The sequence below is a fragment of the Lysobacter sp. CC-YZS074 genome (assembly GCF_056739745.1).
This window is the reverse complement of record NZ_CP200301.1, coordinates 2,400,075-2,422,418: the sequence shown is the minus strand read 5'-3', so window position 1 is coordinate 2,422,418 and position 22,344 is coordinate 2,400,075. Positions and strand designations below refer to the sequence as shown.

Annotated in this window: 19 protein-coding genes; 11 read left to right on the top strand and 8 right to left on the bottom strand. The window is 67.5% G+C overall.

The window, feature by feature from the left end; translation table 11 throughout:
* Positions 1–61: 61 nt before the first annotated feature.
* On the top strand, positions 62–853 hold the full coding sequence (locus tag U8331_RS10940) for a dienelactone hydrolase family protein (RefSeq protein ID WP_481131062.1): 792 nt from the start codon (positions 62–64) through the stop codon (positions 851–853).
* A gap of 105 nt (positions 854–958) precedes the next feature.
* On the opposite strand, the gene U8331_RS10935 is transcribed toward U8331_RS10940, so the two are convergent.
* Complete coding sequence (locus U8331_RS10935) at positions 959–1,957, bottom strand: polyprenyl synthetase family protein (RefSeq protein ID WP_481131061.1); 999 nt, start codon at positions 1,955–1,957, stop codon at positions 959–961.
* 205 nt (positions 1,958–2,162) lie between these two features.
* Between U8331_RS10935 and ssb the strand changes: the two genes are divergently transcribed.
* The 9 genes from ssb to U8331_RS10890 all read left to right on the top strand — a co-directional run bounded on the left by ssb (position 2,163) and on the right by U8331_RS10890 (position 13,885).
* Entirely contained in the window at positions 2,163–2,666 is a 504-nt protein-coding gene (ssb, locus tag U8331_RS10930; protein ID WP_481131060.1) for a single-stranded DNA-binding protein, read from the top strand.
* A gap of 54 nt (positions 2,667–2,720) precedes the next feature.
* Positions 2,721–3,773 carry a dTDP-glucose 4,6-dehydratase gene (gene rfbB / locus U8331_RS10925; RefSeq protein ID WP_481131059.1) on the top strand — a complete coding sequence of 351 codons (1,053 nt, stop codon included), beginning with the start codon at positions 2,721–2,723 and terminating at the stop codon, positions 3,771–3,773.
* 12 nt (positions 3,774–3,785) lie between these two features.
* Entirely contained in the window at positions 3,786–4,670 is an 885-nt protein-coding gene (gene rfbA / locus U8331_RS10920) for a glucose-1-phosphate thymidylyltransferase RfbA (protein ID WP_481131058.1), read from the top strand.
* Positions 4,667–5,224 carry a dTDP-4-dehydrorhamnose 3,5-epimerase gene (gene rfbC, locus U8331_RS10915; RefSeq protein ID WP_481131057.1) on the top strand — a complete coding sequence of 186 codons (558 nt, stop codon included), beginning with the start codon at positions 4,667–4,669 and terminating at the stop codon, positions 5,222–5,224. The genes rfbA and rfbC overlap by 4 nt, the downstream gene beginning before the upstream one ends.
* 9 nt (positions 5,225–5,233) lie before the next feature.
* On the top strand, positions 5,234–6,133 hold the full coding sequence (gene rfbD, locus U8331_RS10910) for a dTDP-4-dehydrorhamnose reductase (RefSeq protein ID WP_481131056.1): 900 nt from the start codon (positions 5,234–5,236) through the stop codon (positions 6,131–6,133).
* Positions 6,134–6,264: 131 nt separating this feature from the next.
* Positions 6,265–8,256, top strand: a complete 1,992-nt coding sequence (locus U8331_RS10905) for an alpha/beta hydrolase family protein (RefSeq protein WP_481131055.1) — start codon at positions 6,265–6,267, stop codon at positions 8,254–8,256.
* A gap of 101 nt (positions 8,257–8,357) precedes the next feature.
* On the top strand, positions 8,358–10,292 hold the full coding sequence (locus U8331_RS10900) for an OPT family oligopeptide transporter (RefSeq protein WP_481131054.1): 1,935 nt from the start codon (positions 8,358–8,360) through the stop codon (positions 10,290–10,292).
* Positions 10,293–10,397: 105 nt separating this feature from the next.
* Positions 10,398–12,473 (top strand): dipeptidyl-peptidase 5, encoded by a 2,076-nt coding sequence (locus U8331_RS10895; RefSeq protein ID WP_481131053.1) that lies wholly within the window; start codon positions 10,398–10,400, stop codon positions 12,471–12,473.
* 164 nt (positions 12,474–12,637) lie between these two features.
* The gene (locus tag U8331_RS10890) at positions 12,638–13,885 is read left to right on the top strand and encodes a DUF819 family protein (RefSeq protein ID WP_481131052.1); all 1,248 of its coding nucleotides are present in this window, start codon (positions 12,638–12,640) and stop codon (positions 13,883–13,885) included.
* A gap of 54 nt (positions 13,886–13,939) precedes the next feature.
* On the opposite strand, the gene U8331_RS10885 is transcribed toward U8331_RS10890, so the two are convergent.
* The 5 genes from U8331_RS10885 to U8331_RS10865 all read right to left on the bottom strand — a co-directional run bounded on the left by U8331_RS10885 (position 13,940) and on the right by U8331_RS10865 (position 18,664).
* Positions 13,940–14,962: a magnesium and cobalt transport protein CorA gene (locus U8331_RS10885; RefSeq protein WP_481131051.1), complete on the bottom strand. Its 1,023-nt coding sequence runs from the start codon at positions 14,960–14,962 to the stop codon at positions 13,940–13,942.
* A gap of 29 nt (positions 14,963–14,991) precedes the next feature.
* Positions 14,992–16,224: a lipoprotein N-acyltransferase Lnb domain-containing protein gene (locus U8331_RS10880; protein ID WP_481131050.1), complete on the bottom strand. Its 1,233-nt coding sequence runs from the start codon at positions 16,222–16,224 to the stop codon at positions 14,992–14,994.
* Positions 16,217–17,107 (bottom strand): HlyC/CorC family transporter, encoded by an 891-nt coding sequence (locus U8331_RS10875; protein WP_481131049.1) that lies wholly within the window; start codon positions 17,105–17,107, stop codon positions 16,217–16,219. Before U8331_RS10875 ends, U8331_RS10880 begins: the two co-directional genes overlap by 8 nt.
* Positions 17,108–17,193: 86 nt before the next feature.
* The gene (ybeY, locus tag U8331_RS10870) at positions 17,194–17,667 is read right to left on the bottom strand and encodes an rRNA maturation RNase YbeY (RefSeq protein ID WP_481131048.1); all 474 of its coding nucleotides are present in this window, start codon (positions 17,665–17,667) and stop codon (positions 17,194–17,196) included.
* A 10-nt stretch (positions 17,668–17,677) separates the two neighbouring features.
* Positions 17,678–18,664 (bottom strand): PhoH family protein, encoded by a 987-nt coding sequence (locus U8331_RS10865; RefSeq protein ID WP_481131047.1) that lies wholly within the window; start codon positions 18,662–18,664, stop codon positions 17,678–17,680.
* Positions 18,665–18,781: 117 nt separating this feature from the next.
* Here U8331_RS10865 and U8331_RS10860 point away from each other — a divergent pair, with 117 nt between their 5' ends.
* A complete protein-coding gene (locus U8331_RS10860) occupies positions 18,782–20,428 on the top strand; it encodes an amidohydrolase (RefSeq protein WP_481131046.1) in 1,647 nt (548 codons plus the stop codon).
* A gap of 157 nt (positions 20,429–20,585) precedes the next feature.
* Here the strand turns inward: U8331_RS10860 and U8331_RS10855 are convergent, their stop codons facing one another.
* The gene (locus U8331_RS10855) at positions 20,586–20,792 is read right to left on the bottom strand and encodes a hypothetical protein (RefSeq protein WP_481131045.1); all 207 of its coding nucleotides are present in this window, start codon (positions 20,790–20,792) and stop codon (positions 20,586–20,588) included.
* An 11-nt stretch (positions 20,793–20,803) separates the two neighbouring features.
* The gene (miaB, locus tag U8331_RS10850) at positions 20,804–22,204 is read right to left on the bottom strand and encodes a tRNA (N6-isopentenyl adenosine(37)-C2)-methylthiotransferase MiaB (protein WP_481131044.1); all 1,401 of its coding nucleotides are present in this window, start codon (positions 22,202–22,204) and stop codon (positions 20,804–20,806) included.
* Between the last annotated feature and the right edge of the window lie 140 nt (positions 22,205–22,344).

The window sequence follows — 22,344 nt, the reverse complement described above, 5'->3', positions numbered from 1 at the left end:
CGCCTGACGCCCCCGTCCGAACAGCGCTACCCTCCGGTCAACCCACCGGAGGAGTCCCGCCATGCGCCTGCCTCGCCTTGCCTTCGCGCTCCCGCTTGTCCTGCTGGCCAGCCCCGCCTTCGCCGCGATGCAGGCCGAACCGGTCGAATGGTCGATCGGCGACACCACTTTCAGCGGCGTGCTGGTCCACGACGACGCCAACGCGATCACGCGGCCGGGCGTGGTGATGGTGCCGAACTGGATGGGCGTGACCCCGTCCGCGATCGAGAAGGCCAAACAGCTCGCCGGCGACGACTACGTGGTGCTGGTGGCCGACGTCTACGGCAAGGACGTGCGGCCGGCCGACCGCGAGGCCGCGGGCGAGGTGTCGGGCGCGTTGCGCGATGACCGCGGGTTGCTGCGCACGCGCGTCGGGAAGGCGGTCGAGGTGCTGCAGGCGCAGGCGGGCAAGGTGCCGGTCGACGCCGACCGCATTGCCGCGCTGGGTTTCTGCTTCGGCGGCACCGCAGTGCTGGAACTGGCGCGCGCGGGCAGCGACGTCGCCGGCGTGGTCAGCCTGCACGGCGGTCTGTCGACGCCGGTGCCGGCGAAGGACGACGCGGTGCGGACCTCGATCCTGGTGCTCAACGGTGCCGACGACCGCGGCGTGACCGACGAGGACATCGCCGGTTTCGAACGCGAGATGGATGCCGCCGGCGCGGACTGGCAGTTCGTCAACTTCAGCGGCGCGGTGCACTGCTTCGCCGAGGCGGACGCGAACAACCCGCCGGGCTGCGTCTACAACGAACGGGCGGCGACCCGGGCGTTCGAGATGACCCACGACTTTCTGCGCGAGCGCCTCGCCGCGGAATAGCGCCGCGGACCTGCAGGAGCGGCTTCAGCCGCGATCGGATGATCGTTCGCCCCGAGCCGGTTCCACGATCGCGGCTGAAGCCGCTCCTACGACAAAACGTGGCACTCAGTGATCCCGGCTGACCGCGTACGCCGCCAGCCCGCGCAGCGCCGCCACGTAGTCGTTGTCCGGCAACCCGTCCAAAGCATCCACGGCCAGTTCGGCGTAGTCACGCGCACGCTGGCGGCTGTACTCGAGCCCACCGGTGGCGTGGATCGCGTCCACCACCGCCGGCAGTGCACCGGTGTCGCCATCCTCGATCGCCTTGCGCAGCCGCGCCGCGGTGGCATCGTCGGCATGGCGGATCGCGTGGATCAGCGGCAGGGTCGCCTTGCCTTCGGCGAGGTCGTCGCCGAGGTTCTTGCCCAGCGTCTGCGCGTCGGAGGCGTAGTCCAGCACGTCGTCGGCGATCTGGAACGCGTAGCCGAGGTTGAGGCCGTAGTCGTGCAGGCGCTGCTGCACCGCCTCGTCGGCGCCGGCCAGCAGCGCGCCCAGCCGCGTCGCGGCGGCGAACAGCACCGCGGTCTTGCGCTCGATCACCCGCAGGTAGGCGACCTCGTCGGTGTCGGGGTTGCGCACGTGCAGCAGCTGCAGCACCTCACCCTCCGCGATCCGGTTGGTGGTGTCGGCGAGGATGCGCTGCACCTGCATCGAATCCAGCTCGACCATCAGCTGGAAGCTGCGCGAGTACAGGAAGTCGCCGACCAGCACGCTGGCCGCGTTGCCCCACACCGCGTTGGCGGTGCGGCGGCCGCGGCGCAGGTCGGACTCGTCGACCACGTCGTCGTGCAGCAGGGTGGAGGTGTGGATGAACTCGACCACCGCGGCCAGCTGGTGCGCGTCGGCGCCGCGATGGCCGAGCGCGCCGGCCGCCAGCAGCAGCAGCATCGGCCGCAGTCGCTTGCCGCCGGCGCCGACTATGTACTCCGCGACCTGGTTGATCAGCACCACGTCGGATGCGAGCCGGTGCCGGATCAGCGCGTCGACGGCCTGCATGTCCTCACGGGCGAGCGCCTGGACGTCGGGCAGGCCAAGGGCGGACGGGGGCTGGGTGCGAGCGTGCATGGATGGACCGGGGGCGGGGGTGCCCGATTATAGGCCGGCGCCCACTCGTGCCCGTCACCGCGAGCATCTCGGACGCAGTCCGCAACGGCCGGTCGCCCGACCCTGAAAACCGGTGTTTTCCGGCGGGGCGTGGGCAGGCCGGCGGGTATACTGGCCTGCCGCTCGCCCCCTGCGGCGACCCATTCGACCGAACAGGACCGAATTCATGGCACGTGGCGTAAACAAGGTGATCCTCGTCGGCAACCTCGGCAACGATCCCGAAACCAAGTACACCCAGGGCGGCATGGCCGTGACCACCCTCAGCCTCGCCACCACCAGCGTGCGCAAGGACCGCGACGGCAACACCCAGGAGCGTACCGAGTGGCACCGGGTCAAGCTGTTCGGCAAGCTCGGTGAGATCGCCGGCGAGTACCTGCGCAAGGGCCGGCAGGTCTACATCGAAGGCTCGATCCGCTACGACAAATTCACCGGCCAGGACGGCGTGGAGAAGTACTTCACCGACATCGTCGCCGATGAAATGCAGATGCTCGGCGGTGGTGGCGAGGGCGGTGCGGGTGGTGGTGGCGGTGGTGGTGGCTTCCGCGGCAGTGACCGTGGCGACCGCCCGTCGCGCGCGCAGGCCCGCCAGGAAGCCCCGCGTCGCGAGGCCCCGCCGGCCAAGTCCAACGACTTCGGCAGCGACTTCGCGGATGACGATATTCCGTTCTGACCAGTCGATTCCGGAGCGATCCGGCCACCTGCCTATTTTTTCTGGAGCACCTGATTGTCTACATGGCTCGTGACCGGCGGTGCCGGCTTCATCGGCGGCAACTTCGTTCTTGATACCGTCAACCGCGGTGTGAAGGTCGTCAATCTCGACCTGCTCACCTACGCCGGTAATCCGCATACGCTGTCCTCGCTGGACGGGAATCCGGATCATGTTTTCGTTCAAGGCGACATCGGCAACGCTGCGCTCGTTGGTGAATTGCTTGAGCAGTACCGCCCCGATGCGGTAATCAACTTCGCCGCGGAAAGCCACGTCGATCGATCAATCGATGGTCCGGCCGCTTTCGTGCAGACCAACGTCGTGGGTACGCTCAACCTGCTGGAGAAGGTGCGTGATCACTGGCGGTCTCTTGATGCGGCGGCGAGCGACGCGTTCCGTTTCCTGCATGTGTCCACCGACGAGGTCTACGGCTCGCTTGGCGAAACGGGCAGGTTTTCGGAAACCACGCCGTACGCTCCCAATTCCCCGTATTCGGCATCGAAGGCCGCGTCCGACCATCTGGTCCGCGCGTTTCACCACACGTACGGCTTGCCCGTTCTGACGACCAACTGCTCGAACAACTACGGCCCTTACCAGTTTCCCGAAAAGCTCATTCCGCTGGTGATTGCCAAGGCGCTCGCGGGTGAACCGCTGCCCGTCTACGGGGATGGCCTCAACGTTCGCGACTGGCTGTACGTTGGCGATCATTGCGCCGCGGTCCGGCGCGTGCTCGAGGATGGGCGCCCGGGCGAAACCTACAACGTCGGCGGCGATGCCGAGCGCACCAACATCGCCGTGGTACGCGCCATTTGCGAACTGCTGGATGCCCGTCGTCCGCTGCCCGACGGGCGTAGCCGGGCATCACTCATCACCTACGTCAAGGATCGCCCCGGACACGACCGTCGCTATGCAATCGATGCGACCAAGTTGAAGGACGAGCTGGGCTGGGCACCGGCAGTGACCTTCGATGAAGGCATGGCAAGAACGGTCGACTGGTATCTGGACAATGGTGCCTGGGTGCAGCACGTGCTCGACGGAAGCTACCGTCTCGAGCGGATCGGGCAAGCCTGAGCAGGAGAAGGCATGAACCGGAAGGGCATCATTCTCGCCGGAGGCTCCGGCACGCGGCTGTATCCGATCACCCAGGCCATCAGCAAGCAGCTGCTGCCGGTCTACGACAAGCCGATGATCTATTACCCGCTGAGCGTGCTGATGCTGGCGGGCATCCGTGAGGTGCTGATCATCAACACCCCGCATGAGCAGGCGCTGTTCCGGAATCTGCTTGGCGACGGTTCGCAGTGGGGGATGAAGATCGATTACGCCGTCCAGCCAAGCCCCGATGGACTAGCGCAGGCTTTCCTGATCGGGCGCGAATTCCTCGATGGAAAGCCCAGCTGCCTCGTACTTGGCGACAACATATTCCATGGCCCGGGGCTCACCGGAATGCTCAGGCGCGCGCATCAAAGAGAACGCGGTGCCACGGTCTTCGGATACTGGGTCCGCGATCCACAGCGCTATGGTGTTGCGGAATTCGACGGTCATGGAAGGGTGGTTGGCATTGAGGAGAAACCTGCGCAGCCGCGCTCCAATTACGCGGTCACAGGACTGTACTTCTACGACGGACGTGCGAGCGATTTCGCCGCCAGCCTTGCGCCGTCGGCGCGGGGCGAGCTCGAGATCACCGATCTCAACCGGTGCTACCTGGATGAGCAGTCACTCCACCTCGAACAGCTGGGGCGCGGCTACGCATGGTTGGATACGGGGACGCACCAGTCGTTGATCGAAGCTTCTACGTATATCCAGACAATAGAGGCCAGGCAGGGGCTGAGGGTCTGCTGCCCGGAAGAAATCGCCTTCAACAACGGGTGGATTGACGCCGCGCAATTGCTGCAACTGGCCCGGCCATTAAGTAAGAACGGCTATGGTGAGTATCTGCGTTCTCTCATCGAGCGGGGAACACCGCATTGAAGGTGATCGAGACAGAGGTGCCAGGTTGCCTGGTATTCGAGCCGCGTGTCTTCACGGATGCGCGGGGATTTTTTTTCGAATCCTTCAACCATGCCAAGCTCGCGCCTTATGGTCTGCAGCCCGCCTTCGTGCAGGGGAATATCTCGCAGTCAGAGCATGGTGTGCTGCGCGGGCTGCACTATCAATGGCCCAATCCTCAAGCGAAGTTTATTTCCGTTCACGAGGGCGAGATATGGGACGTTGCTGTGGACGTGCGACGTGGATCACCCACTTTCTCGCGATGGACGGCGGTTCTGTTGAGTGGCAGCAACAAGCGACAGATGTGGATTCCCGAGGGTTTTGCCCATGGGTACGTGGTGCTTAGTCAACGGGCGGTGGTGTCGTACCTGTGTACAGCCAGCTACGACGCCGATGCGGATTCGAACATCCGATGGGACGATCCGCAACTGGCGATCGATTGGCCGGTGAGTGCGCCGGTGCTTTCGGAGAAGGATACGCGTGCCCCCCTGCTGGGTAACGTCCCGGAGCATCGTCTGCCTGTATATCCGGCTTGAGGGGTTCCGATGAGGACCCTGCTGATCGGTGGCAATGGCCAGGTAGGCGATGCAGTACGACGCCGCCTCGTCGCTGAGGAGCGTGCACCTGTAACCACCACGCGTAACGGGATGCTGCCCGACGGCACTACCTGCGAGTCGCTGGACCTCACCGACCTGGATGCCGTCGAGCCGCTGATCAAGCGGATCGCCCCGGAAGTCGTCATCAATGCGGCGGCATATACGGCCGTGGATCAAGCGGAGGACAACCCCGCGGCGGCACTGCTCCTCAATCGCGATGCGCCGCGGCGAATCGCCGAAGCGTGTGCAGCGCGGCGAATCTCGCTGATCCATTACTCCACCGACTACGTGTTCGACGGAGCCGGCGATCGTCCGTATCGGGAGCAGGATGCGCCCGCCCCGCTGGGGGTGTACGGCAGAACCAAATGGGCAGGTGAGCAGGCTATCGCCGCCACCGGCGTGCGTCACCTCATCCTGCGCACCGCCTGGGTTTACGGTCTGTACGGTGCCAACTTCCTTCGCACCATGCTCCGGCTGGGCGCGGAGCGGGACGAACTGTGCGTGGTCGCCGACCAGGTGGGGTCGCCAACGCCGGCGTGGCTGATTGCCGATGCGACCGCGTCCATCCTGCGGCAAGGCATCGAGGCCTCCGGGGTGCGGCATCTCGTCAGTACCGGGCAGACCAGCTGGCATGGGTTCGCCGAAGCGATCTTCGAAGACGCGTACGCACTCCACCTGCTGCCACGCAGACCGTGCGTGGTGCCGATCTCCACCGCCGGGTTTCCCACGCGGGCCGAGCGTCCCAGGTACTCCGTGCTGGACAGCGCACAGCTCTCTGCCGAGTACGGGCTGGACCTGCCGGGGTGGCGTAGTGCCTTGCAAACGACGCTGCAGACCGCGCGACCCTGAGCCGACCGGGTTAGGCTTGGTGGCGGGGAAACACTGTTCCGGCTCGAAGTGCGATGTGGCGACGTGTCGATTGTTGGCTTCGCGTCGAGGTCGCGCCAGGCAGCCGGAGCCGACGCATCAGCGAGGGGATAATGAAGGGATTGTTTTTTGGCGCTGCGCTGGTCGCGGCGTTGTGGGGTGCACCGTCGGCAGAGGCGGTCGAACTGGACGCCTTCATCAAGAGCGACAAGTTCGGTGAGATCAAGATCTCGCCGACGGGTGAGTACTTCGCGGCCAGCGTGCCATTGGACGAAGGCAGCCGCACCGCACTGGTCATCATGCGCCGCGAGGACAACAAGGTGACCGGCACCTTCATGCGCGGAAAGAACACACACGTGGAGAGCTTTACGTGGGTGAACGACGAGCGCCTGGTGATCGGCATGTCCGAAAAATTCGGCGCGCTGGAGGAGCCCGGTCTGACAGGCGAGCTGTACGCGGTGAATGCCGACGGCACCCAGGCGGACATACTGGTCGGGCAGCGGGTGCAGGGCGCGGGTCTCGGAACCAGGATCCAGCCCAAGAAGGTGGAGCGGGTGGCGGCATTTCTGGTCGACGACCTGCCGCGGGACGACGATCACATCATCATTTCCGTCAGGCCGTTCCATGCGGATCCCTACACGGATGCCGAACGCCTGGACGTCTATAGTGGTCGCCGCGTTCCGGTGGCCTCGGCCCCGGTCCGCAATGCGTCCTTCGTGACGGACAACCAGGGCGTCGTGCGTTTTGCCGTCGGCGCCGGCACCGATAACCGGCAGAAGCTGTACTACCGGGTTGGCGACCGGGCCGAGTGGCAGCTGATCAACGATGAGTCGGCGACAGGGCTGAAGCAGTGGCCGATTGGTTTTTCGGGGGATGACCGGACGGCGTACTTCGAAGCCGAGCAGGCCGAGGGTCCCAACGCGGTGCTGGCCTATGACATCGCATCCGGGGCACAGAGGGAGATACTCAGGGACGACAGCGTCGACCCCGCGACCTTCCTTTATCGCAACGGGAGCGGGGCGCCGGTGGGTGTCCTCTTGACGGACCGTAAGGCCCGGACGGTGTTCTTCGACGATTCAAGTGACGAAGCGCGCCTGTACCGGAGCCTGGAGGCTGCGTTTGCCGATGCCTCCGTGCTGATCACCTCGCGCACGGCCGATGGCCGAACGGCGCTGGTGCGGACGTGGAGCGATCGCAATCCCGGTGACTTCTATTTGTTCGATACGGTCACGAGGAAGGCCGACCATCTGTTGAGCCGACGCGCATGGTTCGATCCCGCACGCATGGCAGGCAAGCGCCCGGTTCGGCTCACGCCGCGCGATGGTATCGATCTCCATGGTTATCTCACGGTCCCGCACGGGTCCGCAGGCATCCGGCTGCCCGCCGTGGTCATGCCCCATGGCGGACCCTTTGGTATCCGTGACACCGCCGACTTCGATGGTGAGGTCCAGATGCTTGCGCAGGCGGGCTACGCCGTCCTGCAGATCAATTTCCGCGGGTCCGGTGGCTACGGCAGGGATTTCATGGCGGCAGGTGCACGCCAATGGGGCCGAGCCATGCAGGACGACCTCACCGATGCCACCCGGTGGCTGATAGAGGAGGGTGTTGCCGCGCGCGACCGAATTTGCATCTATGGCGCCAGCTATGGTGCCTATGCCGCGCTGATGGGCGTCGTGCGGGAGCCGGATATGTACCGGTGTGCAGTAGGGTACGTCGGAGTGTACGACCTGCCGACCATGCATACGCATGGAGATATCCAGCGTTGGAGTTCGGGCGAGAACTACATCGAGGAGTGGATCGGCGACCGTGCCTCTGTCGCCGATTTCTCACCCAACCGCATGGCGGAGACAATCAAGGTGCCTGTTTTCCTTGCCGCCGGCGGGGAAGACCAACGGGCTCCCATCCAGCACAGCAGGATGATGGAGCGGTCACTCCGCGAAGCCGGGGCGTCCGTCGAGACGCTCTACTACGACAACGAAGGCCATGGCTTCTATCTTCCGGAGCATCGTCGCGAGTACTACACCCGATTGCTCTCGTTCCTGGCGCGTAACCTGGGTGGCAGAACCGTTACGGCGGAAGCCGGGGCAGGGGGCCTGGCCGATTAACTCCCGTACGGCCAGGCACGGCGGCGCTTCCGGGCACGTTTCCCGCTAGGCGAGCCCCGCCGCGCGTGCCAATATCGCGCGATTCGACGACAGGAACCGCCATGAGCACCACGCCCGTTCCGCAACTCACTTTCCGTGCCGTGTTGCTGGCCATCGTGCTGGCGATGATCCTGGCGGCGGCCAACGCCTACCTGGGACTGTTCGCCGGACTCACCATCGCCACGGCGATCCCCGCGGCGGTGGTGTCGATGGGGGTGCTGCGGCTGCTGGGCGGCGGCACCATCCTGGAAAACAACATCGTGCAGACGGGCGCGTCGGCCGGCTCCTCGATCGCGGCGGGCGTGATCTTCACGATCCCGGCGCTGGTGATCCTCGGGTACTGGGACGACTTCCGGTACTCGTGGGTGCTGGCGATCGCCGGCCTGGGCGGCTTGCTCGGCGTGCTGTTCTCGGTGCCGCTGCGGCGCTCGATGATCGTCGAGGAGCCGCTGCCGTTCCCCGAAGGCAAGGCTGCGGCCGAGGTGCTGAAGGCAGGCGAGAACCCGGGCCCGGGGCTGAAGATCCTCGCGCTGGCGGGCGCCATCGGCGGCTTGGTGAAGGCGGCCGCGGCAAGTGGGCTGCGCCTGATCCCCGACACCGCGGCATCGGCCGGTTACGTCGGCAACTACCTGGGTTATCTCGGTACCGGGCTGTCGCCAGCGCTGCTGGGCGTGGGCTACATCGTGGGGCTGAACGTCGGCATCGTGGTGGTGTCGGGCAGCATTCTGTCCTGGCACCTTGCGATCCCGATCTACGACGCGTTTTTCCTCGGCAGCGATCCCGCGCTGGCAACCGCGGTGGCCGGCCAGGACGCGGCGACCACCGCATTCGCGATCTGGGACGCCAAGATCCGCTACCTCGGCGTCGGCGCGATGCTGATCGGCGGCGTGTGGACGCTGTTCTCGCTGCGCAAGTCGCTGGTGTCGGGCATCCGCAGTGGCATCGCGGCGACCCGCAAGGGCGTCGGGGAGGTTGTCGCGGACACCGAACGCGACCTCCCGATGAAGTGGATGCTGGTGGCGCTGGTGCTGTTCGTGCTGCCGTTGGCGGCGCTGTACCAGGCGATCGTCGGGCAGTGGACGGTCAGCATCCCGATGACGCTGATCATGATCGTCGCCGGCTTCCTGTTCGTGTCGGTGTCGGCCTACCTGGCCGGCCTGGTGGGCTCGTCCAATAATCCGGTGTCGGGCATCACCATCGCGACCATCCTGTTCGCCTCGCTGGTGCTGGTGCTGCTGCTGGGCAGCGACTCGCCGATCGGTGCGGTGGCCGCGATCATGATCGGCGCGGTGGTGTGCTGCGCCGCGGCGGTCGGCGGTGACAACCTGCAGGACCTCAAGGCCGGCTACATCGTCGGCGCGACGCCGTGGAAGCAGCAGTTGATGCTGGCGATCGGTGCGTTCTCCTGCGCCCTGATCATGGCGCCGGTCCTGAACCTGCTGGCACTGGCCTATGGCATCGGTGCGCCGACCGCGGAGCACCCCAACGCATTGGCCGCGCCGCAGGCGACGCTGATGGCGTCGGTGGCCAAGGGCATGTTCGGTGGCGAGCTGCCGTGGGGAATGATCGCGCTGGGCGCGGCGATCGGCGCGGGCATCATCGGTCTGGACGAGTGGCTGAAGGCGCGTGGCTCGGCGTTCCGGGTGCCGGTGCTGGCGGCGGCGATCGGTATCTACCTGCCGCTGGAGCTGATGGTGCCGATCTTCCTCGGCGGCCTGCTGTCGCACCTGGTCGAACGCCGGCACAAGCTTCGTGCCGGTGACGAAGAGATGCGCGACCGCATCCACCGGCCCGGCACGCTGTTCGCCGCCGGGCTGATCACCGGCGAGGCGCTGATGGGCATTGCGATCGCGATCCCGATCGTGGTGTCCGGTCGTGCGGACGTGCTCGCGTTGCCGCCGACGCTGCAGTTCGGCCAGTGGCTGGGGCTGGCGGTGCTGGTGGTGGTTGGCTGGCTGCTGTACCGCAGCGGTACGAAGGCGCCGGCAACGCCGTGACCCGGCCCGGCGCCGCCGGTCGCCCGCCCGGAACGACCGTGCGGGTTTTGCGGCAACCGGGTGCCAGCGCCTAACATCGAAGATCGTCGACTTGGGGAACCCGCCATGAACCTGCGTCAAGCCGTCCTGCCGGCGCTGATCGCGCTCGTCCTGCCTGCCGTGAGCCTGCCGGCCGAAGCCGCGACCCGCGGGTTGCAGCCAAAGGACCTCGCCACCCTCGACCGCTGGTCCTCGCCGACGTTGTCGCCCGATGGACGTCTGCTGGTGGTGGCCAAGCGGGTGGTGGACTTCGACCAGGGCAAGGCGTCGACCTCGCTGTGGATCGAGAACCTCGTCGCCCGCGACGCGGCGCCGCCGGTGCGATTGACCCCGGCCGGGTGGAACGTCAACTCCCCGCGGTTCTCGCCCGACGGCCGGACCGTCTACTTCCTCAGCGCCAAGTCCGGCAGTTCGCAGCTCTATGCCATTCCCGCCGAAGGCGGCACCCCGCGCCAGCTGACGGATTTCGCCCTGGATGTCGGCGGCTACCAGCTCTCGCCCGACGGCGGGCGGGTGGCGTTCAACGTCGAGGCCTTCATCGACTGCGGCAGTGACCTGGCCTGCAGCAGCAAGCGGCTGCAGGCGGAAGCGGAAAGCCCGGCGACCGGCGTGGTCCACGACCGGATGTTCGTCCGTCACTGGGACGCCTGGAACGACGGGCGCCTGAACCGCGTCTTCGTGGCGGAACTGCCTACGGGCGACGCACCGGTGAGCACGGCGACCGCGATCGCCACCGACGTCGTGGCCGACGTGCCGTCGCGCCCGTTCGGCGACAGCAGCGAATACACCTGGGCACCGGACGGCAAGTCGCTGGTGCTGAGCGCACGCAAGGCCGATCGGGCCGAACCGTGGTCGACCAACTTCGACCTCTACCGCGTCAGCGCCGATGGCAGCGGCGCGGCCGAGAACCTTACCGCCGACAATCCCGCGTGGGACACCGGCGCGGTGTTCGGCGACGACAACACGCTTTACTACCGCGCGATGAAGCGTCCCGGGTTCGAAGCCGACCGCTTCGGCCTGATCAAGCTCGACCTGGCCACCGGCGAGCGTCGCGAGATCGCTCCGCAATGGGACCGCTCCGCCGGCAGCATCGCCGTGTCCGAGGACGGCGAAACGCTCTACGTGACCGCGCAGGACATGGGGGAGCACCCGCTGTTCGCGGTCCATGTCGACAGCGGCGGCGCCACCGAGATCGTCGGTGACGGCAGCATCGGCTCGGTGGAGCTGCAGGGCGGCACGCTTGCATTCACCCGCGACACCCTGGCCAGCGGCGCCCAGGTGTTCGTTGGCGGCATCAACGGTGCCCCGCAGCGCGCCATCACCCCCAGCGCCGGCGAGATGCTGCCGGACGTCGGCTTCGGCGAATACGAGCAGTTCACCTTCAAGGGCTGGAACAACGACACCGTGCACGGCTACGTGGTCAAGCCGTGGAACTATGAGGAAGGCCGCCGGTACCCGGTCGCGTTCCTGATCCATGGCGGTCCGCAGGGCAGTTTCGGCAACGGCTGGAGCTACCGCTGGAACCCGCAGACCTACGCCGGGCAGGGCTACGCAGTGGTCATGGTCGATTTCCACGGTTCGACCGGCTACGGCCAGGCCTTCACCGACGCGATCAGCCAGCACTGGGGCGACCGCCCGCTGGAGGACCTGCAGAAGGGCTGGAAGGCCGCGCTGCGTCAGTACCCGTTCCTCGACGGCGACGACGCCTGCGCGCTCGGTGCCAGCTACGGCGGCTACATGGTCAACTGGATTGCCGGCAACTGGAACGAACCGTGGAAGTGCCTGGTCAACCACGACGGCGTGTTCGACACCCGCATGATGGGCTTCGTGACCGAGGAGCTGTGGTTCACCGAGTGGGAGAACGGCGGCACGCCGTGGCAGGTCCCGCAGAACTACGACAAGTTCAACCCGAGCCGGCACGTCGACAAGTGGCGCGTGCCGATGCTGGTGGTGCACGGCCAGCAGGACTTCCGCATCCCGGTCAGCCAGGGGCTGGCGGCGTTCACCGCGTTGCAGCGGCAGGGCATCGAGTCGAAGTTCCTGTACTTCCCCGACGAGAACCACTGGGTGCTCAAGCCGCACAACAGCGTGCTCTGGCATGACACGGTGAATGGCTGGCTCGAGCAGCACCTGGGTCAATAGCTTCGCAGACGAACCCGTGCCCGGCCGCGCCGATCCCGCATTGAACCCTGCCCGGGTCAATGCGTCGGCTGCGTGGCCGGTCCGCGCGGGCATGCCGCTGTCGGGACGGAATCCGGCGGATCGCGGCTGCGGTATGCAGCCCAGTCACTCCATCGGAGCTACACATGGCGCCAAACAGCACTGCCCTGATCACCAACGACGCCGTCGTCCTCGGCCTGCTCGCCGCCACGCTCGGCGCGGTGTTCTGGACCGCCTCGCGGCCGTCCGGCTTCTGGCACCGGTTCTACACCTACGTGCCGGCGCTGCTGATGTGCTACCTGCTGCCAGCGGTCTACAACACCTTCGGGCTGATCGACGGCGGCGCCTCGGGTCTGTACCCGATGGCACGCGACTACCTTCTGCCCAGTGCACTGATCCTGTTCTGCGTGGCGATGGATATCGGCGCGGTGCTGAGGCTCGGACCGAAGGCGATCATCATGTTCCTGACCGGGACTGCAGGCGTGATGCTCGGTGCAGTGGTCTCGCTGCTGGTGATGCAGGTGCTGTTCCCGTCGGTGGTGGCCGGCGACACCTGGCGCGGCATGACCACGATTGCCGGCAGTTGGATCGGTGGCGGCGCCAACCAGGCGGCGATGAAGGAAGTGTTCGAGGTCGATGCCAACCTGTTCGGCCAGTTCGTCGCCGTGGACGTGATCGTGGCCTATTTCTGGATGGCGATCCTGCTGTTTCTGGCCGGACGTGCGAAGCAGTTCGACCGCTGGACCGGTGCCGACACGTCGGCGATCGAAGACCTCAAACAACGCATCGCCAGTTACCAGGCCGAGCACGCGCGCGTGCCGTCGATGAGTGACCTGATGATGATCTTCGCGGTCGGTATCGGCCTGACCGGCCTGTCCCACCTGCTGGCCGAGCCGCTGGTGGGCTGGATCCGTTCGCTGCCGGCCGAATGGCGCCTGCAGGACTACAGCCTCGATTCGACCTTCTTCTGGCTGGTGGTGCTGGCCACCACCTTCGGAGTGATCCTGAGCTTCACCCGCGCAAGGCGGCTGGAAGGCGCGGGTGCGTCGAACGTGGGCTCGGTGCTGCTGTACGTGCTCATCGCGACCATCGGCATGCAGATGGACCTGAAGGCCTTGGCCGAGCGGCCCCTGCTGTTGCTCATGGGCGTGATCTGGATCAGCGTGCATGCGGCGCTGATGCTGGGCGTGGCCAAGGTCATCCGGGCGCCATTGTTCTTCCTGGCGGTCGGTTCGCAGGCCAACGTGGGCGGCGCCGCGTCGGCGCCGGTCGTGGCGACCGCATTCCACCCGGCGCTGGCGCCAGTGGGTGTACTGCTGGCGGTGTTCGGGTACGCGCTGGGGACGTACTGTGCGTACCTGACCGGCATCATGCTGCAGGCGATCGCCGGCTGATTGCGGTCTGGCGCGTGGCTGGCCCTCCGTGGTCAGGGTCGCGGGCGGTCGCCGCTACAGCCAACGCGCCCGCTTGAACATCCTGTACAGCACCGCGCAGACCACGGTGACCACGCCGACCAGTACCGCATAGCTCCAGCGCCCGGCCAGCTCCGGCATGTGGGTGAAGTTCATCCCGTACCAGCTGGCGATCAGGGTGGGCGCCGCCAGCAGCGCCGCCCACGCGCCCAGCCGCTTGACGATCTCGCCCTGGCGCACGGTCACCAGCGACAGGTTCACGCTGACCGCCGCGGTGAGCATTTCGCGCAGGGTGTCGGTGGTTTCGTTGATGCGGACCGCGTGGTCGTGGACGTCGCGGATGTAGAGCTGGATCTCCTCGTCGAGCAGGCCACCCCGGGCGCGGGTGAGCTGGCCGAGGATGTCCTGCAGCGGCGCCACGGCCATCCGCAACCGGGTCAGTTCGCGCTTGAGGTCATAGAGTTTCTGCACCGTGCCCTTGCGGAAATCCTCGGCGAAGATGTCCTGCTCGAGCGCGTTGAGGGCGTTGCTGAACTCGTCGACGATCGGCAGGAAGTTGTCGACGACCATGTCGAACACGGCATACAGCGCGGCCCCGGGCCCGTGGCGCAGCAGGTCGGGTTCGCGCTCCATACGGGCACGCGCCGCGCTGTAGCTGGACGAGGCGCCATGGCGCACGGTGACCAGGTAGCGTGGGCCGACGAACACATGGGTCTCGCCGAAGCGGATGTGGCTGTCGACGGTCTGCGCGGTGTGCAGGGCGATGAACAGCGACTGCCCGTAGGTCTCGATCTTGGGCCGCTGGTGCGCGTGGTGGGCGTCCTCGACCGCCAGGTCGTGCAGGCCGAATTCCTCCTGCAGCTTTTCCAGCAGGCCCTCGCCGGGCTCGTACAGCCCGACCCAGACGAAGCTGCCGTCGTCGACTGCCAGTACGTCGCTGATCGCGTCCAGGCTGATGTCGCGGCGCTCGCCCCGCCGGTCGTACGCGGCGCAGTTGACCACGCTTCGCGGGCACAACGGCGCGACGGAGTGGGCGGAGTCTGCGGTCTGGTCGCTCATGTCCGCATCGTGCCCATCCGACCCGGGCGTCACAAGCGCCGGGGCGGGTCTCCCGCGCCGCGTTGGCCAAAGACCCACGCCAGCGCGAGATGCACCGGCCACAGCAGCGCGATCCAGTGGAGGTGGCGCTGCGGCAGTACGCTCAGCCAGTAGGCGAACAGCGCCGCCAGCGGCAACGCCGCCACCAGCCAGAGCAGCCCGCGGAACCACGCCCGCGGCACTCGACCGCGCAACAGCGACCAGCCCCCCGGCAGCAGCAGCCAGCACAACGGATTGAACAGCAGCAGGCCGCGATTGGCCCAGCCGAACCGGTGCACCGTGCCGAGCCAGATGAACAGCAGCAGCGCGCCGACCACGGCCGTGATGAACCAGAACACCATTGCGACGCCCGCGACCGGCCGTGGTGCCCTTCGGCCGGTCCAGACCAGCGCGCCTGCGAGCGCGATCCCACCGAGTGCCCACCAGCCCCAGCGGACCGGAGAAGCCAACGGCTCCGGCGGCAACCGGTGCGGAAGGATCTGCTGCTCCTCCACAACGAGTGGGCGACCGTCGGGCAGCGTCGTGTCACGCAGGGCGGCGGCGAGCCTCATGGGCACGAACGCTTCCGCCCAGCGCGACAACGGCCGGTCGGCGGCCGGGCCCAGGCCGATGTCGAAACCCAGCCACATCCCGGGTTCCGGTGACGCCAGCCGCACGGCCTCGCTGCGGTAGGTGCTGCCCTGCGACCGCCCGGCCATCTGCCGGTGCAGCGCGCCGCCCAAGGCACTGTCGATCGCATCGCGCACGCGGGTGGAGCAGTTGTCGAGGAAGTAGTCGTAGCGGTAGTACGCGTTTTCCGGTCGGGCGTTTTCGGCCAGCGCGTCCGCCAAGGCCCGGGCGCTCGCCGGGTCGAGATCCAGCCACTGGATGCTGACGCCGCGGCCTTCGTCGCGGTAGATCGCCATGTCCTGCTCGAACGGCAGCGCGGCGAGCCGGTAGCGCATCTCGCCGCGGACGAAACGGCCGATGAAGTCCGGTTCGGTCGGGTCGAAGAAGCCGTAGTTGTACGAGATCGCCTCGCCGGTACCGGTGTCCATCACCACCAGGGCGTTGTGGCCGAAGCGCTCCCAGAAGATTTCCCCCGGCTGCATCGTGGCCACGCCGATGCGGGGGGCGGCCAGCGCGCTGCCCGCCAGCAGAAGCCACAGCGTCGCTGTCGACAGCAGTCGTCCCCAAGCCGCGTCCGCGTGGCGCGCGAACCGGGCACCCAGAAGGTCACGCATCCCCGAGGACGCTCACGTGAAAGGCGTGCACGCGCCGTGCGTCGGCCCCCGAAACGCGGAACACGAACCGGTCCAGCGCCAGCTCCTCGCCGGCTTCCGGCAGGTGGCCGATCGCGGCGGTGACCAGGCCACCGATGGTGTCGTACTCGTCGTCGTCGAAATCGGCGCCGAAGCGCTCGTTGAAATCCTCGATCGGGGTCAGCGCGTCGACCACGAACTGGCCGTCGGCCTGGGCGGCGATGAGGGCGTTCGGATCCTCGGCGTCGTCGTGCTCGTCGTCGATGTCGCCGACGATCTGCTCCAGCACGTCCTCGATGGTCAACAGGCCGGCGACGCCGCCGTGCTCGTCGATCACGATGGCCATGTGGTTGCGCGACTGGCGGAACTCGCGCAGCAGGATGTCGAGCCGCTTGGATTCGGGGATCAGCACCGCCGGACGCAACAGGGCGTGGATGCTGGCCGGGCCGTGGTCGGCGACCACGCCGCGCAGCAGGTCCTTGGCCAGCAGGATGCCGAGGATCTCGTCCTTGTCGTCGCCGTGCACGGGGAACCGCGAGTGGCCGGACTCGACCACCAGCTTCATCAGCTCGAGGAACGGCGCGTCGGCGGGCAGCGCGACCATCTGCGAGCGCGGGATCATCACGTCGCCGACGGTCAGGTCGGAGACGGCGATCGCGCCTTCCATCATGGTCAGGGTGTCGGCCGCGATCAGGCCGTCGGCCTGCGCATCGCGCAGCAGCTCGACCAGGTCCTCGCGGGTGGTGGGTTCGCCGGACAGCGCGGAGCTGATCCGGTCCAGCCAGGAACGACGCTTGTCGTGGGGCCGGTCGGCCGCGTCGGTCGGATGGGTGTGGGTGGGGGTACTACTGTCGTCCTCGGACATTGAATGCAATCATGAATACGCCCGGGGGATGGGCGCCGGCCCGAGTCTAGCGCATCGGCATGGCGCAGGTCGGAGCGGCCGGAGGCCTACTCGGCGACCAGGTACGGATCGTCGATGCCCAGGCCGGCCAGGATCTCCCGTTCGAGCTGCTCCATGCACTCGGCCTCGCGTTCGTCCTCGTGGTCCCAGCCGAGCAGGTGAAGGGCGCCGTGGACGGTCAGGTGGGCGTAGTGGTCGGACAGCCGCTTGCCCTGCTCACGCGCCTCGCGGGCGACCACCGGGGCGCAGATGACGAGGTCGCCCAGCACCGGCAGCTCGACGCCCTCGGGCAGGTCCGCCGGGAAGCTCAGCACGTTGGTGGCGTAGTCCTTGCCCCGGTAGTGACGGTTGAAGGCGCGGCCTTCCTTCGCGTCGACCAGCCGGATCGCCAGGTCGGCGCGGCGGATCCGCCCGTCCAGCGCGGCCGCCACCCAGCGGCGGAAGCTCACCGCCGACGGAATGCCCGCACGTGGCAGGCCGTAGCTGATGGACACGTCGATGAGGGTGGGCGCCCGGCTCATGCAGGGATCCTCAGGCCGCGGGCCCGGTCTGGGCCTCCTGGGCATCGCGGGCGTCGTAGGCGTTGACGATGCGGGCGACCAGCGGGTGGCGCACCACGTCGCGCGATTCGAAGAAGGTGAAGCTGACCCCGTCCACGTTGCGCAGCACGTCGAGCGCGTCCCGCAGGCCCGACTTCTGGTGGCGCGGCAGATCGACCTGGGTGAGGTCGCCGGTCACCACCGCGGTGCTCCCGTAGCCGATGCGGGTCAGGAACATCTTCATCTGCTCGATCGTGGTGTTCTGCGCTTCGTCGAGGATCACATAGGCATCGTTAAGCGTGCGTCCGCGCATGTAGGCCAGCGGGGCGATCTCGATGACGTTCTTCTCCAGCAGCTTGACCACCTTCTCGACGCCGAGCATCTCGTACAGCGCGTCGTACAGCGGGCGCAGGTACGGGTCGACCTTCTGGGTGAGGTCGCCGGGCAGGAAGCCGAGCTTCTCGCCGGCCTCCACCGCCGGGCGCACCAGCACCAGCCGCTGCACGCGCGACTCGTTCAGTGCCTCGACCGCGCTGGCGACCGCGAGGAAGGTCTTGCCGGTGCCGGCCGGGCCGATCCCGAAGTTGATGTCGTGGGTGGCGATCGCGTGCAGGTACTTCGCCTGGTTCGCGCCGCGGCCGCGGATGGTGCCGCGCTTGACCCGGATGGCGACTTCCTGCGGCTCGATGTCGTCGTTGACCATCCGGTCGGCGTCGATGCCGGTCAGGGCGAGATGGATCGCCGGCTCGTCCAGCACCTGTCCGGCGGTGTCCTCCCAGAGCCTTCGCAGGAGCTTTTCCGCCTTGCCGACCATCGGTTCCGGACCGGTCAGGCGATAGACGTTGCCGCGACTGGCGAGTTCGACGCCGGTGCGCAGTTCGATCATGCGCAGGTGGGCGTCGAAGGGACCGTTGAGGTTGGCGAGCCGCTCGGCATCGGGCGGGTCCAGGGTGAACTCCGAAGTGGTGCGTGGGGGCATCGGCAACGCGGTTTTCAGGGGGCATGCCAGCTTGCGCCTGCACGGCCTTTTTCGCAAAGTGCGGTGACTTTCACGCGGGGAACGGGCATGCGGACGATGCGGAACACGACGCGATGGATGGTGCTGGCCGCAATGCTGACCGCCGCCCCTCTGGCAGTGGAGGCGGCCGGGGTGACGGTACTGACGGCGGCGAGGATCCACACCATGGATGCCGCGCAACCCCGGGTGGAGGCGATGGCGTTCGACGACGGCGGACGCATCCTTGCGCTGGGTACACGCGCGGCGCTGCTGGAGTCGTATCCGGACGCCGGGCGAGTGGATGCGGGTGCGGCCACGGTCATCCCGGGGCTCATCGACGCACATGGGCACGTCGCCGGGCTGGGCTTCGACCAGATGCGCGCCAATCTGGTCGGCGCCACCGACAAGCACGACGTGCTGCAGCGCCTTGTTGATTTCGCCGCGGACCTGCCGGAAGGAGCCTGGCTGCTCGGGAGCGGCTGGGACCAGAACGACTGGCCGGAAAAGGCGTTTCCCACTGCTGCCGACCTCGATGCCGCGTTCCCCGACCGGCCCGTGTGGCTGAGCCGTGTCGACGGCCACGCCGGTTGGGCCAACAGCGCGGCGATGGCGGCGGTGGATCGCGACCTGTCTGGCGACTGGCAACCCGATGGCGGACGGATCATCCGCGACGGGCAGGGCGCGGCGACCGGCGTATTCGTCGACGCCGCGATGGCTCTGGTCGAATCGAAGGTGCCGTCGCCGGACGAGGCGACGGTCGAGCGCGCGCTGGTCCTCGGCATGCAATCCGCGGTGGCCCATGGCCTGACCGGCGTGCACGACGCCGGCGTGTCGCTGCAGCAGTTGCGCATCTACCAGTCGCTGGCCGACCGGAACGCGATGCCGTTGCGCATCCATGCGATGGCCGACGGAGATGACGAGGCCCTGGCGTGGCTGTGCGATGATGGCCTCTACGCGCATCCGGGCGGCCGCCTCCAGATGCGCGCGGTCAAGCTCTACATCGACGGCGCGCTCGGCAGCCGTGGCGCCGCACTGATCGACGACTACAGCGATGACGCCGGCAACCACGGACTGTTGCTGATGACACCGGAGCAACTGCTCGGTGTGGCCGCCCGCGCCAAGGGCTGTGGCGTGCAGGTCGCGACCCATGCGATCGGTGACCGTGGCAACCGGGTCGTGCTTGACGCCTTCGAGCAGGTCCTCGGCGCCGATGCCGCGGGCGACCACCGCTGGCGCATCGAGCACGCGCAGATCCTCACCCGGACCGATATCCCGCGATTCGCGGAGCTTGGCGTGATTGCATCAATGCAACCGACCCATGCGACCTCCGACATGCCTTGGGCGGCTGACCGGCTGGGCGACGAGCGCGTGCAATGGGCCTACGCGTGGCGCAAGTTGCGCGATGCCGACGCGCGGCTCGCGCTGGGGTCGGACTTCCCGGTCGAGTCGGTCGACCCGCGTCTGGGACTCTACGCGGCCGCCACCCGCACCGACGCCGCGGGCGCACCGGCCGGCGGCTGGCAACCGCAGGAGAAACTCACCGCGTGGGAGGCCCTGCGCGGCTTCACCACCGATGCCGCCTATGCTGGTTTCGCCGAGGACCGCATCGGCAGCCTGGAAGTCGGCAAGCGCGCCGATTTCGTGCTGCTGGCACAGGACCCGCTGGCGATCGATCCGGCAGGCCTGGACGAACTCGACGTGCTGGCCACCTACGTCGACGGCGAGGCGGTGTACCGCCGCCCGTGAGCGGATGATGCGCCCGCACCCTGCAACGGGGTGCGGGCGCAGCGCGACGGCTGTCACGCTTGCGGGGGGGTGCCGACTTGATTCCGGTTGCACCGTTCCGGAATGCGCGACGTCGGCCCGTGCCGGCGTCGTCGTCGCATCCGGGCTTAGTCTGGGGTCAGTGCCGCAGTGCGCGGACCAGCACCGCCACGGCGACCGTCGCGACCACCACGCTGCCGCCCAGCCACAACCAGGCGATCGCGGTCGGCGCAAACACCCCGCCGTCGAAGGCGCGCATGCCGAACTGCAACAGCCCGAGCGCCGCGACCGCGCACAGCCACAGGCCGATCGCGCAGCGGCGGAGCAGGGTGTCGGGCGGGTTCACGGGGGGCGCGCCTAGACGGTTTCGACGCGGCCGCGCAGCGAGTTGCTCAGCGCCTCGGTGATCACCACGTCGACGAACTGGCCGACCAGCCGCGCCGGCCCGGCGAAGTTGACCGAGCGCATGTTCTCGGTCTTGCCGGTCAGCTCGGCCGGGTTCTTCTTCGACGGCCCCTCGACCAGCACCTTCTGCACGCTGCCGACCATCGCCCCGGAAATCCGCCGCGCGTTGTCGTTGATCGTCGCCTGCAGCCGCGACAGCCGCGCGTGCTTCTCGTCCGGCGTGGTGGCGTCGTCGAGGTCCGCGGCCGGGGTGCCGGGACGGCGGGAGTAGATGAAGGAGAACGACTGGTCGAAACGGACGTCCTCGATTAGCTTCATGGTCTTCTCGAAGTCCGCGTCGGTCTCGCCGGGGAAGCCGACGATGAAGTCCGACGAGATGGAGATGTCCGGCCGCACCGCGCGCAGCTTGCGCACCTTCTGCTTGAACTCCAGCGCCGTGTAGCCGCGCTTCATCGCGCTGAGCACGCGGTCGCTGCCCGATTGCACCGGCAGGTGCAGGTAGTTGGCCAGCTCCGGCACGTCGCGATAGGCCTCCACCAGCGAGTCGGAGAACTCCAGCGGGTGCGAGGTGGTGAAGCGGATCCGGTCGACGCCGTCGATCTGCGCGATCGTGCGGATCAGCAGGCCGAGGTCGGCGATGCCGCCGTCCGCGCCCGCGTCCCGGTCCATCGGCCCGCGGTAGGCATTGACGTTCTGGCCGAGCAGGTTGACCTCGCGCACGCCCTGGGCGGCCAGCTGCGCCACCTCGACCAGCACGTCCTCGAACGGCCGGCTGACCTCCTCGCCGCGGGTGTAGGGCACCACGCAGAAACTGCAGTACTTGCTGCAGCCCTCCATGATCGACACGAACGCGCTCGGCCCCTCGGCGCGCGGCTCGGGCAGGCGGTCGAACTTCTCGATCTCCGGGAAGCTGATGTCGACCTGCGGGCGGCCGGACTCGCGCCGGGCGCGGACCAGCTCCGGCAGCCGGTGCAGGGTCTGCGGGCCGAACACCAGGTCGACGTACGGCGCGCGCTTGACGATCGCCTCGCCTTCCTGGCTCGCCACGCAGCCGCCGACACCGATCAGCACCGGCCGCTCCCCCTGCTTCAACGCCTTCCAGCGACCCAGCTGGCTGAATACCTTTTCCTGGGCTTTTTCGCGTATCGAGCAGGTATTGACCAGGATCACGTCGGCTTCTTCGACGTTCGTGGTCAACTCCAGGCCGTCGGAGGCGGCCAGCACGGCGGCCATCTTGGCCGAGTCGTACTCGTTCATCTGGCAGCCGTGGGTCTGGATGAAGAGCTTTTTCGCGCCGGCCGTGACGGTCACGGCGGCATCGTCCCGCGACGGGACGGCAAGGATGTCGGTCATTTCGGGTGTCCGGGAAGGGCGGCGGTTAATCCGCGCCGGAGTGGCTGACTGGAAGCCGAACAGTTTAGCCCGGAGACGGTGCGAACCCGCGCGGTCCGTCGCGTTTTGGAAAACTTTGCGGAATCAGGGGCTTGGCAAGT

What these genes read in the sequence shown, in the direction of transcription:
- U8331_RS10940 (WP_481131062.1), top strand. Translation starts at nt 62, where the DNA reads ATGCGCCTGCCTCGCCTTGCCTTCGCGCTCCCGCTTGTCCTGCTGGCC.
- U8331_RS10935 (WP_481131061.1), bottom strand. Translation starts at nt 1,957, where the DNA reads ATGCACGCTCGCACCCAGCCCCCGTCCGCCCTTGGCCTGCCCGACGTC.
- ssb (WP_481131060.1), top strand. Translation starts at nt 2,163, where the DNA reads ATGGCACGTGGCGTAAACAAGGTGATCCTCGTCGGCAACCTCGGCAAC.
- rfbA (WP_481131058.1), top strand. Translation starts at nt 3,786, where the DNA reads ATGAACCGGAAGGGCATCATTCTCGCCGGAGGCTCCGGCACGCGGCTG.
- rfbD (WP_481131056.1), top strand. Translation starts at nt 5,234, where the DNA reads ATGAGGACCCTGCTGATCGGTGGCAATGGCCAGGTAGGCGATGCAGTA.
- U8331_RS10905 (WP_481131055.1), top strand. Translation starts at nt 6,265, where the DNA reads ATGAAGGGATTGTTTTTTGGCGCTGCGCTGGTCGCGGCGTTGTGGGGT.
- U8331_RS10900 (WP_481131054.1), top strand. Translation starts at nt 8,358, where the DNA reads ATGAGCACCACGCCCGTTCCGCAACTCACTTTCCGTGCCGTGTTGCTG.
- U8331_RS10895 (WP_481131053.1), top strand. Translation starts at nt 10,398, where the DNA reads ATGAACCTGCGTCAAGCCGTCCTGCCGGCGCTGATCGCGCTCGTCCTG.
- U8331_RS10890 (WP_481131052.1), top strand. Translation starts at nt 12,638, where the DNA reads ATGGCGCCAAACAGCACTGCCCTGATCACCAACGACGCCGTCGTCCTC.
- U8331_RS10885 (WP_481131051.1), bottom strand. Translation starts at nt 14,962, where the DNA reads ATGAGCGACCAGACCGCAGACTCCGCCCACTCCGTCGCGCCGTTGTGC.
- U8331_RS10880 (WP_481131050.1), bottom strand. Translation starts at nt 16,224, where the DNA reads ATGCGTGACCTTCTGGGTGCCCGGTTCGCGCGCCACGCGGACGCGGCT.
- U8331_RS10875 (WP_481131049.1), bottom strand. Translation starts at nt 17,107, where the DNA reads ATGTCCGAGGACGACAGTAGTACCCCCACCCACACCCATCCGACCGAC.
- ybeY (WP_481131048.1), bottom strand. Translation starts at nt 17,667, where the DNA reads ATGAGCCGGGCGCCCACCCTCATCGACGTGTCCATCAGCTACGGCCTG.
- U8331_RS10865 (WP_481131047.1), bottom strand. Translation starts at nt 18,664, where the DNA reads ATGCCCCCACGCACCACTTCGGAGTTCACCCTGGACCCGCCCGATGCC.
- U8331_RS10860 (WP_481131046.1), top strand. Translation starts at nt 18,782, where the DNA reads ATGGTGCTGGCCGCAATGCTGACCGCCGCCCCTCTGGCAGTGGAGGCG.
- miaB (WP_481131044.1), bottom strand. Translation starts at nt 22,204, where the DNA reads ATGACCGACATCCTTGCCGTCCCGTCGCGGGACGATGCCGCCGTGACC.